Annotated in this window: 14 protein-coding genes; 11 read left to right on the plus strand and 3 right to left on the minus strand. The window is 66.5% G+C overall.

Going from position 1 to position 12,968, the window contains the following annotated elements:
- Positions 1–28: 28 nt before the first annotated feature.
- From ACTCB7_RS08605 to ACTCB7_RS08625, 5 genes are all read left to right on the plus strand, one after another.
- The gene (locus ACTCB7_RS08605; RefSeq protein WP_463006330.1) at positions 29–1,273 is read left to right on the plus strand and encodes a uracil-xanthine permease family protein; all 1,245 of its coding nucleotides are present in this window, start codon (positions 29–31) and stop codon (positions 1,271–1,273) included.
- Between the two features lie 161 nt (positions 1,274–1,434).
- On the plus strand, positions 1,435–2,241 hold the full coding sequence (gene moaC, locus ACTCB7_RS08610) for a cyclic pyranopterin monophosphate synthase MoaC (protein WP_463006331.1): 807 nt from the start codon (positions 1,435–1,437) through the stop codon (positions 2,239–2,241).
- 2 nt (positions 2,242–2,243) lie between these two features.
- The gene (gene moaE, locus ACTCB7_RS08615) at positions 2,244–2,696 is read left to right on the plus strand and encodes a molybdopterin synthase catalytic subunit MoaE (RefSeq protein WP_463006332.1); all 453 of its coding nucleotides are present in this window, start codon (positions 2,244–2,246) and stop codon (positions 2,694–2,696) included.
- On the plus strand, positions 2,693–3,685 hold the full coding sequence (gene moaA, locus ACTCB7_RS08620; protein WP_463006333.1) for a GTP 3',8-cyclase MoaA: 993 nt from the start codon (positions 2,693–2,695) through the stop codon (positions 3,683–3,685). The genes moaE and moaA overlap by 4 nt, the downstream gene beginning before the upstream one ends.
- A gap of 165 nt (positions 3,686–3,850) precedes the next feature.
- On the plus strand, positions 3,851–4,144 hold the full coding sequence (locus tag ACTCB7_RS08625) for an H-NS family histone-like protein (protein WP_463006334.1): 294 nt from the start codon (positions 3,851–3,853) through the stop codon (positions 4,142–4,144).
- A 157-nt stretch (positions 4,145–4,301) separates the two neighbouring features.
- On the opposite strand, the gene ACTCB7_RS08630 is transcribed toward ACTCB7_RS08625, so the two are convergent.
- Positions 4,302–5,885, minus strand: coding sequence for a ribonuclease J (locus ACTCB7_RS08630; RefSeq protein ID WP_463006399.1), 1,584 nt, complete (start codon positions 5,883–5,885; stop codon positions 4,302–4,304).
- 222 nt (positions 5,886–6,107) lie between these two features.
- On the opposite strand from ACTCB7_RS08630, the gene purU reads away from it, so the two are divergent.
- The gene (gene purU, locus ACTCB7_RS08635; RefSeq protein ID WP_463006335.1) at positions 6,108–6,959 is read left to right on the plus strand and encodes a formyltetrahydrofolate deformylase; all 852 of its coding nucleotides are present in this window, start codon (positions 6,108–6,110) and stop codon (positions 6,957–6,959) included.
- Positions 6,960–6,964: 5 nt separating this feature from the next.
- On the opposite strand, the gene dinB is transcribed toward purU, so the two are convergent.
- Together dinB and lexA are read right to left on the minus strand one after the other, a co-directional pair.
- Entirely contained in the window at positions 6,965–8,011 is a 1,047-nt protein-coding gene (gene dinB / locus ACTCB7_RS08640) for a DNA polymerase IV (protein ID WP_463006336.1), read from the minus strand.
- A gap of 16 nt (positions 8,012–8,027) precedes the next feature.
- Positions 8,028–8,669 carry a transcriptional repressor LexA gene (gene lexA, locus ACTCB7_RS08645; RefSeq protein ID WP_463006337.1) on the minus strand — a complete coding sequence of 214 codons (642 nt, stop codon included), beginning with the start codon at positions 8,667–8,669 and terminating at the stop codon, positions 8,028–8,030.
- A gap of 196 nt (positions 8,670–8,865) precedes the next feature.
- Between lexA and ACTCB7_RS08650 the strand changes: the two genes are divergently transcribed.
- The 5 genes from ACTCB7_RS08650 (at position 8,866) to ACTCB7_RS08670 (ending at position 12,960) form a co-directional block, all read left to right on the plus strand.
- A complete protein-coding gene (locus tag ACTCB7_RS08650) occupies positions 8,866–9,525 on the plus strand; it encodes a TetR/AcrR family transcriptional regulator (protein ID WP_463006338.1) in 660 nt (219 codons plus the stop codon).
- Between the two features lie 2 nt (positions 9,526–9,527).
- Positions 9,528–10,046, plus strand: a complete 519-nt coding sequence (locus ACTCB7_RS08655; RefSeq protein ID WP_463006400.1) for a L,D-transpeptidase family protein — start codon at positions 9,528–9,530, stop codon at positions 10,044–10,046.
- 71 nt (positions 10,047–10,117) lie between these two features.
- Positions 10,118–11,152, plus strand: coding sequence for a beta-N-acetylhexosaminidase (gene nagZ, locus ACTCB7_RS08660; RefSeq protein ID WP_463006339.1), 1,035 nt, complete (start codon positions 10,118–10,120; stop codon positions 11,150–11,152).
- A gap of 1 nt (position 11,153) precedes the next feature.
- Complete coding sequence (locus ACTCB7_RS08665) at positions 11,154–12,389, plus strand: mechanosensitive ion channel family protein (protein ID WP_224421013.1); 1,236 nt, start codon at positions 11,154–11,156, stop codon at positions 12,387–12,389.
- Positions 12,382–12,960 (plus strand): hypoxanthine-guanine phosphoribosyltransferase, encoded by a 579-nt coding sequence (locus ACTCB7_RS08670; protein WP_163649377.1) that lies wholly within the window; start codon positions 12,382–12,384, stop codon positions 12,958–12,960. The genes ACTCB7_RS08665 and ACTCB7_RS08670 overlap by 8 nt, the downstream gene beginning before the upstream one ends.
- Positions 12,961–12,968 lie beyond the last annotated feature (8 nt).

Below are 12,968 nucleotides of genomic sequence, written 5' to 3' on the forward strand. Positions count from 1 at the left end.
TCCGACAACAACCGGAGCATGATTTGCAATGACTGATACGGTAACCACGGCGCCTCGCGCCGATTCTCCCCTGCGCACGCTGGTGACCGGTGCGCAGATGCTGTTCGTGGCCTTCGGTGCGCTGGTGCTGGTGCCCCTGCTGACCGGGCTGGACCCCAGCGTGGCGCTGTTCACCGCCGGTGCCGGCACTCTGGTCTTTCATTCCGTGACCCGCCAGAGCGTGCCGGTTTTCCTGGCCTCGTCATTCGCCTTCATCGCGCCGATCCAGGGCTCGGTCGCCAGCTACGGCATTCCGGCAACGCTGGGCGGGCTGTTCGCCTCGGGGCTGGTCTATGTGGCGATCTCGCAGGCGATTCGCCTCAAGGGCACCGGCTGGCTGCACCGGCTGTTGCCGCCGGTCGTCGTCGGACCGGTGATCATGGTCATCGGGCTGGCGCTGGCGCCGGTAGCGGTGGACATGGCGACCGGTAAGAACAGCGAGCACATCGCCTACGGCCAGGCCATCACCCTGTCCATGATCAGCCTGCTGGTGACGCTGGTACTGGCTGTCTTCGGCCGCGGCCTGTTGCGCCTGATTCCGATCATGGGCGGTATCCTGGTCGGTTATCTGCTGTCGCTGGGCATGGGCGTGGTCGACCTCAGCCAGGTCAAGGCCGCGTCCTGGCTGGAGATGCCCTCCTTCGTCGCGCCCACCTTCAACCTGTCCGCCGTGCTGTTCATGCTGCCCGTGGCCATCGCTCCGGCGGTGGAGCACATCGGCGACATGATCGCCATTGGCTCGGTGACCCGGCGCGACTACCTGGTCAAGCCGGGGCTGCATCGCACACTGCTGGGCGACGGCCTGGCGACCTCCACCGCGGCCCTGTTCGGTGGTCCGCCCAACACCACCTATTCCGAGGTGACCGGCGCGGTGACGCTGACACGCAACTTCAACCCGCGGGTGATGATCGTGGCCGCCTGTGTGGCGATCGTGCTGGCCTTCGTCGCCAAGCTCGGCGCCCTGCTGCAGAGCATTCCGGCGCCGGTGATGGGCGGCATCATGACGCTGCTGTTCGGCTCCATCGCAGTGGTCGGCATGAATACACTGGTGCGTGCCGGGCAGGCACTGACCGCCTCGCGCAACCTGGTCATCGTCTCGCTGATCCTGGTGTTCGGCATCGGCGGCATGCAGATCGGCAGCGGCGAGTTCTCGCTGCAGGGCGTGAGTCTCTCGGCGCTGGTCGGCATCGTCCTCAACCTGCTGCTGCCGCCGGCCAGGGAAGAAGAGTCCTGAGGCACGCGAGACGTTGCCGCGCATTGCCGCCGGCGGGGGCAAGGCGGCATCATGCGGTATGACGTCCTGTTTCCGCCGGCCACCGTCCAATCGGCAGCACTGCCGGTCGGGTGGTGGTCGGGAAACGAGACCCCGATCTTTCAATTCTTCGGTGAGCTGACATGAGCCTGACCCATCTCAACGCCCGCGGCGAGGCCCACATGGTCGACGTCGGTGACAAGCCCGTCAGCCAGCGCGAAGCGGTGGCCAGCGGGCGTATTTACATGCAGGCCGCGACCCTGGCCCGACTCGAGGCGGGCGGCATGCCCAAGGGCGACGTGCTGGCCACGGCGCGGATTGCCGGCATTCAGGCCGCCAAGCGCACCCATGAGCTGATTCCGCTGTGTCATGCCCTGGCGCTGACCAAGGTCAGCATCGACTTTCGGCTGGATGCGGCGGCCGGCTGCGTCGAGGTGCGGACGCTGTGCCGCCTCGCCGGACGCACCGGCGTGGAGATGGAAGCCCTGACCGCGACCTCCGTGGCGTGTCTGACGCTCTATGACATGTGCAAGGCGGTCGACAAGGATATGGTGATCGGCGATGTCCGCCTGGAAAGCAAGCGTGGCGGCAAGTCCGGGGATTACCGGCGTCCTGATGACGAAGCGGCACCGACGCCGCTGGTCGCCGCCGAGGCCGCCGGCAACGGCATCGGCATGATGTCGCGCCCGGCGCAGCCGTGCATTCAGGTCAAGTGCCTGGCCGAGCTGCGCGAACGGCTCGGTGTGGGAGAGGTCGAGGTGCTCGTCGACGAGTTGCCGTCCAATGACGTTGCCGGACTCAAGGCCGCGCTGACGGCGCGGGATGCGCGTTTCGCGCTGCTGGGCGAGCAGCGCGTGCTGTGTGCCGTCAATCAGGTGATGAGCGGCGAGCAGGCACAACTGACCGACGGGGATGAAGTGGCATTCTTTCCGCCGGTAACGGGAGGCTGAACATGATTCGGGTCCAGACGGCGCCCTTCGATGCCGGCGCCGAACAGGCGGCATTGACCGCACAGCGCCGGGACATCGGCGCGGTGGTGTGCTTCACGGGGCTGGTACGCGACTTCAACGAGCGCCCCGAGGTGTCGGCGCTGACGCTGGAGCATTACCCCGGCATGACCGAGAAGGCACTGGCCGACATCGTCGCCGAGGCCGAGTCCCGATGGCCATTGAACGGCGTGCGCCTGATCCATCGTGTCGGCCGGCTGGCACCGGGCGATCCGATCGTGCTGGTGGCGGTGGCCAGTGCCCATCGGCTGGCGGCGTTCGAGGCCTGCCACTTCATCATGGATTATCTGAAGACCCGGGCGCCGTTCTGGAAGAAGGAGCATACCGCCGAGGGCGACTACTGGGTCGCCGAGCGGACCACGGATCACGATGCGGCCCGTCGCTGGGAGGCTTCATGACGCAACAGCTGGTCGACAATTTTCAGCGCACGGTGCGTTACGTCAGGCTTTCGGTCACCGATCGCTGCGACTTCCGCTGTGTCTACTGCATGAGCGAGGACATGACGTTCCTGCCCCGTTCGCAGGTGCTGACGCTCGAGGAACTGGCTCTGGTAGCCCGTGCCTTTACCGAGCTGGGGGTCGAAAAGATCCGCCTGACCGGGGGCGAACCGCTGGTCAGGCGCGGTATTGAAAAGCTGGTGGCGGATATCGGCAATCTCGACGGTCTGACCGATTTCGCCATGACCACCAATGGTGCCGGGCTGGGCAAGCATGCCGGGGCATTGCATGCAGGCGGGATGAATCGGCTCAATATCAGCCTGGACTCCCTCGACCCCGAGCGCTTCCGGCGCCTGACCCGTACCGGGGATCTGCAGCGGGTTATCGACGGCATTCACGCCGCCCAGGATGCCGGTTTCGAACGCATCAAGCTCAACGCGGTCATCCTGCGCGGCCGCAACGACGATGAAGTACTGGATCTGGTCAACTTCGCACGTCGCGAGAGTCTGGACATCAGCTTCATCGAGGAGATGCCGCTGGGGGATGTCTCGGATCACTCGCGGGGGGAGACCTACTGTTCCAGCGATGAGGTGCAGCGCTGGATCGAAACGGCCTATTCCCTGACACCGACCACCGAGACGACGCTGGGGCCGTCCCGTTATTTCATGATGCCCGACAGCCCGGTCCGCATCGGTTTCATTTCGCCTCACAGCCATAATTTCTGTGATACCTGCAATCGGGTTCGCGTCACGGCGGAAGGGCGTCTTTTGCTGTGCCTCGGCAACGAGCATTCGGTGGATCTGCGCGAGGTACTGCGGCGTCACCCCGGCGAGATCGAACCCCTCAAGCAGCGCATCATCGATGCGATGCCGCTCAAGCCCGAACGTCATCATTTCTCGACCGACGGCGACGTACAGATCGTTCGCTTCATGAACATGACGGGCGGCTAGTCACTCCGACGTGCCGCTGTCATTCCTGCCTGGATGAACGCGCCGATGCCGTGAGTTTTCCCCGGCGTCGGCGTCGACTTTTCTTGCCAATTCCCCCGCCGACCATATACTTTTTACAGACTCATGCCGTTTTCGGTATTTCACAGCCTGGTATGGAGGAGGACGATGTCAGCCGAGTCCCTGGAAAAGATCGCTCGCAACAAGAATGTGGCGCGGGCCGCCGCGCGTCAGTTGAGCATGGAACAACTCAACAAACTGGCCGAAGTGATCAACGAGGTCATTGAGCAGAAGCAGGAAGAAGAGCGTCGCCGTCAGGAAGAAGAGTCGGTCAAGGCACGCAAGCTCGAGGAGATTCGCGAGGCGATCAATGATGCCGGGTTGTCACTCGATGATCTGGTCGGCGAACAGCCGCGGCGGCGCCGCGGTCGACCGCCGAAGAACAAGCAGGCCGGTAGCTGAGCCGAAACGGGCGGGGCGAGGGGTCTTGGTAGCAGCCTGACCTCTCGACCCGGGCCGGGTTTCCCGGTGGAAGAGACCTCGAAGCGGGCGAAAAATCGCCCGCTTTTTTCATGGCTTGCTGCCGGTTTTCGGTCGCCGAAATGCGGCCTCGGGCGTGCTACTGAAGGGCTTCCGCCGCCGAGATCTGCAGATGAAGGGTGGGGGGGCGCCGCAGGTGGTCGGCCAGCCATTGATGCAATGGACCCTGGAGCTGGGCGCGCAGGGCGGCCGGTGTCTCGGCATCCAGCCGGGTCAGGGTGTCATCGAGCCAGTCGGCGAAGGCGGTGTCGTCCAGAGGCGAAGGGCCGGTGTAATCCAGCAGCAGACGGCCCACGCGCTGCCATCCCGAGCCGGTAAGCGTCACCGGCAGCAGCAGGGCGAAGTCACCTTCCCGTTCATGGCGGGCACGGGGATGATTCTCCAGCCCTGCCAGGTCACGCACGTTGTCTTCATGAACGATACGCGGGGTCAGGGGCAAGCGGCGTTCCACGGCGAGGCCGTCGGCATCCAGACGAATCCAGTCGCCGTTGCCGGGCACCAGTGGTGCGTCGATACCCAGCTCGCGAGCCAGTTGCCGGTGTGCTTCCTGATGGCGATGTTCGCCGTGTACCGGCAGCAGGTGGCGGGGGCGGATCCACTCGTAGAGCGTGCGTAATTCCGCCTGCGCGGGATGCCCGGAAGCATGCAGCTCGGGGTGGCAGCTTTCTTCCAGGATGCGCACGCCGAGACGGGTGAGCGCCGCCTGCAGGCGCTCGATCAGGCGTTCGTTGCCGGGAATGGCCTTGGCCGAGAAGATCACCGTGTCGTCGGTCTGCAGGGCGAGATCGGGGTGGCTGCCCCGGGCGAGCCGCGACAGTGCCGCTCTTGGCTCGCCCTGGCTACCGGTGGCGATGATCATCACTTCATCGGCGGGCAGGTAGCCGACGTCGCGGATCGGCACCAGGGGCGGAAAGTCGTCCAGATAGCCGAGGCCGCGGGCCACGCTGACCATGCGCTGCATCGAGCGTCCCATCAGGGCGACGCGCCGGCCGCAGCGCTGTGCGGCGTGGCCCAGTGCCAGGATGCGAGCCAGGTTGCTGGCGAAGCAGGAAACGATCACCCGGCCTTCGCATGCGGCGACCGTACCCTCCAGCGCCCGGGCGACCTCGCCTTCGCTGCGCGAGGTGCCGGGGACGCAGGCATTGGTGGAGTCACCGACGACCAGATCGACGGGCGCGATGGCGCGATAGAGCTCGGGGTCCACCGGCTTGCCGATCAGTGGTTCGGGGTCGAGCTTCCAGTCGCCGGTATGCAGCACCCGATGGTGGGGCGTGGTGACCAGCAGGGAACAGCTTTCGGGAATCGAGTGCGTCAACGGCAGATAGCGCAGCGTGAAGGCGCCGCACCCCAGCGCCTCGCCCGGCGCGACCACCCGGATCGCGGTGTCGGGCAGGCCGCGTTCGGCGAACTTGGCACGCAGCAGGCCGGCGGCCAGCGGGGTGGCATAGATATCGCAGCCCCAGTGCGGCCACAGCCAGGCCGCGGCACCGATATGGTCCTCGTGACCATGGGTGATGAACAGCGCCCGCGGGCGGATGCCCTGCTCGGGAAGGCGCTCGATGTCCGGCACCTGGAGCGGGCCGCCGGGCAGGTCCTGGCGGATCATCATGCCGCAATCGATGGCCAGCCAGTCGTGTCGATAGCCGTAGAGGTTGAGGTTCATGCCGATCTCCCCGCTGCCGCCCAGGGGCAGGAAGGACAGCGGTGGCTTGCGGCGGGGGCGGATCTGGACGCGAGAGTGCAACATCATCGACACGGCATTGTCATGGGGACCCCACTATACGGGATGGTTCCGGGGGCTCACAACGCGCGTTAGCGCAGGGCCGCGATTTCGTTAGAATAGTTGGCCTTCAGTGCCTTTCCTTGCGGACACAGCGGACCTTTCATGGCTCATTCGTATCGTCTTGTCGTTTCCTGTCCCGACCAGGTCGGGATCGTTGCTCGGGTTTCCAATTTCATCGCCGCCCAGGGGGGCTCCATCACCGAGGCCAACCAGCACTCGGATCTGGCTACCGGGCGTTTCTTCATGCGCTACGAGATTCGCTTCGAATCGGCCGTGGACGCCGACGCGCTTCGGGCCACCTTTGCGCCGATCGCCGAGGCGTTTTCCATGGACTGGGCGTTCCATGACTCGCAGCGTCGCAAGCGTATCGTGCTGATGGTGTCCCGCGCCTCGCACTGCCTGGTGGATCTGCTCTATCGCTGGAAGGCCGACGAACTCGACTGCGAGATTCCCTGTGTGATTTCCAATCACGAGGACCTGCGCGATCTCGTCGAGTGGCACGGCATCGACTTCCACCATGTCCCGGTGCCGGCCACCGACAAGACGGACGCCTTCGAGGAGACCCAGCAGCGCATCGAGGCGGCACAAGCCGATGCCGTGGTGCTGGCGCGCTACATGCAGATCCTTCCGCCGTCGCTGTGTGAACGCTACGCCGGCCGGGTCATCAACATCCATCACAGCTTCCTGCCCTCGTTCGCCGGCGCGCGACCGTATCATCAGGCCTACGAGCGTGGCGTCAAGTTGATCGGCGCGACCTGTCACTATGTCACCCAGGAGCTGGATGCCGGCCCCATCATCGAGCAGGACGTGCACCGCATTTCACACTGCCATACCGCACAGGATCTGGTGCGCTTCGGGCGTGACATCGAGAAGGCCGTGCTGGCCCGCGGACTGCGCTGGCACCTGGAAGACCGGGTGCTGATCCACGGCAACAAGACCGTCGTGTTCGCCTGATTCAGTCAGGAGAACAGCAGCAGCTGGCGGGCATCCTCCGCCGGCCGCAGCCGTGCCCCGACCCCCAGCAGACGCACCGGGCGGGCGCCGCGCTGCCAGGCCGCCTCGAGCAGTGTCGCGAAATGCTCGGTGTCCATCTGGGCGCCGGCGGCCTCGAGGGTGGTCAGCGTGAAGTCATCGAAACGGACCTTGATGAAGCTGCCCTTGATCGCCGGATCGCCGTGACGTGCCAGGCGTGCCCGTAGCCGCTCGATCAGTGGAGGCAGGGCCGCCCGGCAGGCCGCGAGGTCCGGCAGGTCCTGATGGAAGGTGGTCTCGGCGCTGATCGACTTGCGCTCGCGTTCGGTCTTTACCGGTCGGTCGTCAATGCCACGGGCTAGCTCGTGAAGCCGCTGGCCGAACTTGCCGAAGTGGTCGACGAGCGCCTCCCGCGACCAGCTCCGCAGGTCGGCGCAGGTCGCGATGTTCAGCGCCGCCAGCCGGGCCGCGGTGGCCGGCCCCACGCCGTGAAGCCGGTCCACCGGAAGCTCGGTGATGAAGTTCTCGACGGCCTCCGGGGGGATGACTGTCAGGCCGTCGGGCTTGTCCCAGTCACTGGCGATCTTGGCGAGAAACTTGCTGGGCGCCACGCCCACCGAGAGCGTGATGCCGGTGCGCCGGCGCGTTTCCTCCTTGAGCCAGCGGGCCATCCAGGTGGCGCTGCCCCGGAAACGACGGACCTCGCTGACGTCGAGATAGGCCTCGTCGAGCGAAAGTGGCTCGATTCGTGGCGTCAGCTCGCGGAAGATCGCCTGAATGCGTTCGGACACCTCGCGGTAGCGGGGAAAGTCCGGTGGCAGCAGGGTCAGGTCCGGGCACAGCCGCAGGGCACGTGCCGTGGGCATCGCCGAGTGGATGCCGAAGGCGCGCGCCGGATAGTTGCAGGTGGCGATGACGCCGCGCTGGGCCGCCGTGCCGCCGATCGCCAGCGGGATGTCGCGCAGCGCGGGATTGTCGCGCATCTCGATCGCGGCATAGAAGCAGTCGCAGTCGGCATGCAGGATCTTGCGCATGCGCGGGGCTCGCGACTCAGTTGAGCGCCTGGCCGTTGCCGCCACGGATGACGCCGACGCCGATGCCTTCGATTTCCAGAGAGTCCTGGCGCAGGTCGAGTTCGATCGGGTCGAAATCGGTGTTCTCGGGCAGCAGGGTCACGTGATGACCCCGGCGTTGGAAGCGCTTGACGGTAACGTCATCCTCCAGCCGGGCGACCACGATCTGGCCGTCGCGAACGCGATTGGTGCGGTGTACCGCGAGCAGATCGCCCTCGAGGATTCCCACGTCGCGCATCGACAGGCCGCGCACGCGCAGCAGGTAGTCGGCGCGGGGCGAGAAGAAGTCGGGGGACAGCGGACAGTAGCGGTCGATGTGGGCGGCCGCGAGGATCGGGCTGCCGGCGGCGACTTCGCCGATGACGGGCAGGCCCGGCTCGCCGTCGGGGGCGGCTTCCGCCTCCTGTGGCGGCAGGCGAATGCCGCGCGACGTGCCCGGAATCATGCGGATCACGCCCTTGCGCTTCAGCGCGCGAAGGTGTTCCTCGGCGGCGTTGGGCGAGCGAAAGCCCAACGCCCGGGCGATCTCGGCGCGGGTCGGCGGATAACCCAGCTCGTTCATGGTCTTGACGATGAAGTCATAGACATTCTGCTGGCGCGGGGTGAGAGAGCGGGTCATGCGGCCTCCGCTGGTCGCTGGCGATGTGAGTATGTGGCTAAGTATACAGCATGGCATTGTATCCAGTAATTGCGAGCGGTGAGGCGCGGGGCCGCGCGAGCGTGTTTGAAACGCCACGGATTGTTGTCTTTTGGTAAGCCGAGTAGAATTCCAATAACGTTTCAAACAGCCGTTTATCAGCAGGCAGGGATATAGCATGGCTCAGACCGACACGGTGACTCGCATTCTCAACACCGCCGAAGTGCTGTTCGCCGAGCGCGGCTTTGCCGAGACGTCGTTGCGCACCATCACCAGCAAGGCCAAGGTCAATCTCGCGGCCGTGAACTACCATTTCGGCTCCAAGAAGGCGCTGATCCAGGCCGTGTTCGCACGTTACCTGGATCCCTTCACCGAGCGTTTCCATGCAACCCTGGACGCGCTCGAGCGGGAGTACGATGGCCGCCCGATCCCGCTCGAAGTGTTGCTGGAGAGCATGGCGCGGACGGTGCTGGAAGTGCCCGCCGAGCGCAACAGTCTCAAGGTCTTCATGCGGCTGCTGGGGCTGGCCTACACCCAGGCCCAGGGGCACCTGCGCGGCTATATTCAGCAGCACTACGGCAGCGTCTTCACCCGCTTCACCGAACTGGTGCGCCGGGCCACGCCGGAGCTGCCGGATGCCGAACGCTTCTGGCGCCTGCATTTCATGCTGGGCACGGTGATCTTCACGCTGTCGGGGCTGGACGCGCTGCGCGACATCGCCGAGAAGGACTACGGGGAGCATGTCAGCGTACGCGACCTGATTCGTCGCCTGCGCCCGGTGGTGGTGGCCGGCATGAATGCGCCGCTTCCCGAGCCGCCGCAGGCGGTGGCGGTATGAGCCTGGCCACGCCGCGACTGGAAACCCTGCCGCCGGAAGACGGGGTGTGGCTGGAGGTCGATGTGGCGCGTCAGGCGCTCAACGTCTGGTGCGGCCGCGAGTGTCTGGAAGCGCACGCCGTCTCCACGGCCGCTGCCGGGGCCGGCCAGGCCGAGGGCAGCGGGGGGACGCCGCTGGGCTGGCACTATATACGCGCGGTGATCGGCGACGGCCAGCCGGTGGGCTGCGTGTTCCGCGGCCGTCGGCCTACCGGCGAGGTGTACTCATCGGCCCTGGCCGCCGAGCATCCCGAGCGTGACTGGATCCTGACACGCATCTTCTGGCTCTGCGGTCTCGAGCGGGGCCTCAATCGCGGCGGCAGCGTCGATTCCCAGCGCCGCTATATTTACCTGCACGGCACGCCGGAAAGCGAGCCGATGGGGTATCCCGCCTCGCACGGCTGCATCCGGCTGCGTGACGCGACCCTGCTGAGGCTGGGCGAGCTGGCGCCGCCCGGTACGCCGGTCTGGCTGCACGCGTGAACACGGATACGCTGTCGTCGACTACGCCATTGGTCTAGAATCGGCCCCCTTCACGGGCAAGGACATCGCTTATGACCCAACCCATCGGTCCGGTGATGCTGGATCTCGAAGGCACCACCCTGACGCGCGAGGAGCGCGAGCTGCTGCAACGTCCCGAGGTCGGGGGCGTCATCCTCTTTGCGCGCAATATCGTCGATGCCGCCCAGGTGCGCAGGCTGTGCGACGCGATCCGTCGCCTGCGTGGCGATCTGCTGCTGGCCATCGACCAGGAGGGCGGGCGCGTGCAGCGGTTGTGTGAGGGCGTCACCCGGCTGCCGTCGATGGGCCGGCTGGGACGCTGCTATGTTGACGACCCGGAGCGGGCGCGGCAGTTCTGCCACGATGCGGGCTGGCTGATCGGTCTGGAGATGGCGGCGTGCGGGCTGGATCTGACGTTCGCGCCGGTGCTCGATGTCGATGCCGGGGTGTCCAGCGTGATCGGCGACCGCAGTTTCTCCCGCGATCCCCATGCGGTGGCGGCCATGGCGGGGGCTTTCGTCGACGGGCTGCACGAGGCCGGCATGGTGGCCGTGGGCAAGCACTTTCCCGGCCATGGCGGGGTCGCCGCCGATTCGCATCACGAGCTGCCCGAAGACCCGCGTTCGCTGCAGGCACTGCGCGAGCATGACCTGATCCCCTTCGCGTCGCTGGCCGGGCGCCTGGAAGGGATCATGCCCGCCCATGTAGTCTACCCGGCCTTCGATGCCCGTCCGGCGGGCTTCTCGCCGAGCTGGCTGGGCATGCTGCGCGAGGATCTGGGCTTCAAGGGCACGATCTTCTCCGACGACCTGTCGATGGCCGGCGCGCACGTGGCCGGCGGTCCCGCCGAGCGGGCCCGCGAGGCACTGGGAGCCGGCTGCGACATGGTGCTGGTCTGCAACGACCGCCCGGCCGCGCAGGCGGTACTCGACGCCTGTGTCGGCCGTACCACCAAGCGGCCGGCCCGGCTGCGCTACAGTCGGGCGCGCCCCGACCTGGCCTCGCTGCCGGCCCTGTCGCGCTGGCGGCGCATTCATGCCCGGCTGGAAGGGCTGATCGAGACCGACCCGGCCCCACGGGAGGACTGACGTGCTGGAGGTGCTGGCGCCGCTCGAGCAGTGGGTGAGTCGCCATGTGTCGTTGCCGACCGCGCTGGTGACGCCGCTGGTGATACTCGCCACGGCGCTGCTGGCCGACGGCTTCACGCGGCTGGTGATCTGGCGTGCGGCCCAGTGGCTGTCACGCACCCGCAGCCGCTGGGATGATGTCGCCCTGTGGGCGATTCGCCGGCCGCTGTGGGTGGGCATCTGGGGTGTGGCACTGATCGCCCTGACGGGGCTGGTCGGCAAACGGCTGTCTCTGACCTGGGTGGCTGCCCATGCACCGACTGCGCTGTGGCTGTTCACGCTGGTCATGCTCGGCTGGTTCGGTATCCGCCTGACCCGTGAGGTGGAGCGGCGCCTGGTGTTTCCGCCGCCCCGGCATCCCGCCCGGCCGCTCGATGCGTCCATGGCCTCGGCGATCAGCAAGCTGGTCGGCGCGCTGATCCTGACCCTGGTGGTGCTGGCGGCGCTGCAGGCGCTGGGCATGTCGCCGTCCGGGCTGCTGGCCTTCGGTGGCGTCGGCGGGCTGGTGGTCGGCTTTGCCGCGCGCAACGTGCTGGCCAACTTCTTCGGCGGGCTGGCGATTCATCTCGACAACCCTTTCAAGGTGGGTGACTGGATTCGCTCGCCGGACCGGGACATCGAGGGCGTCGTCGAAGATATCGGCTGGCGCCTGACCCGGATACGCGGTTTCGACACCCGCCCGTTGTACGTGCCCAACATGATGTTCGGCTCGATGGTGGTGGTGAATCCATCACGCATGCACAACCGGCGCATCAAGGAGCGAATCGGCCTGCGTTACGCCGACCTCGACAAGGTGGCGTCAGTGACCCGGCGCATTCGCGAGTACCTCGAGCAGCACGACGACATCGAGAGCGATGACCTGTGCATGGCCTATTTTCAGCATTTCGGCGAGTCCAACCTGGACATCCTGATTCATGCCTACACCCGGACCACCGACTGGGCGACGCATCAGGCCATTCAGGAAGCGGTGCTGCTGCGCTGCGCCGACATCGCCACCGAGGCAGGCGCGGTCGTGGCGATTCCCGCCCGTGAACTGCATGTCGCCGGGCCGCGCGCCGAGACCCCGGTGCCGGCCCGCGAAGCCTCGGCGACCCGGCATCATGACGAGTCGCCCTCGTCGCCGCCTTCCTCGCGCCGGGGCACGCCTCCCCGCCGCGATTCCCAAGACAGAGACACTGACCAGGATTCCGATGTCTGAACTCGATACCCAACACCACGACTCCCTGCACTCCATGCGCGAGATCATGGACAATGCCGATTGCCTGATCAGTCAGAGCGAGGTCGAGGCGGCGCTGGATCGCATGGCCGAGGCCATGACCGAGCGTCTGGGCGACAAGCTGCCGGTCTTCTACTGCGTGATGAACGGCGGCCTGATTACCACCGGCCACCTGCTGACGCGGTTGGGCTTCCCGCTCGAGGTGGATTATCTGCATGCCACGCGCTACCGCGGGCGTACCCGGGGCGGTGAGCTGTTCTGGCGGGTGTCGCCGGAGATTCCCATGGCCGGCCGTCATGTGGTGATCGTCGACGACATCCTCGACGAAGGCGCCACCCTGGCGGCGATTCTCGAGTATTGCCGCGAGGCGCAGGCGGCCAGCGTGTCCACGGCCGTGCTGGTGGACAAGCGCCACGATCGCAAGGCCGTGCCGGGGCTCAAGGCGGATTATTGTGGCCTCGAGGTCGAGGACCGTTACGTGTTCGGCTTCGGCATGGACTACAAGGGCTACTGGCGCAACGCGCCGGGCATCTTCGCACCCAAGGGGATGTGAGGCGATGG

The sequence above is a fragment of the Modicisalibacter sp. genome (genome assembly GCF_055145905.1).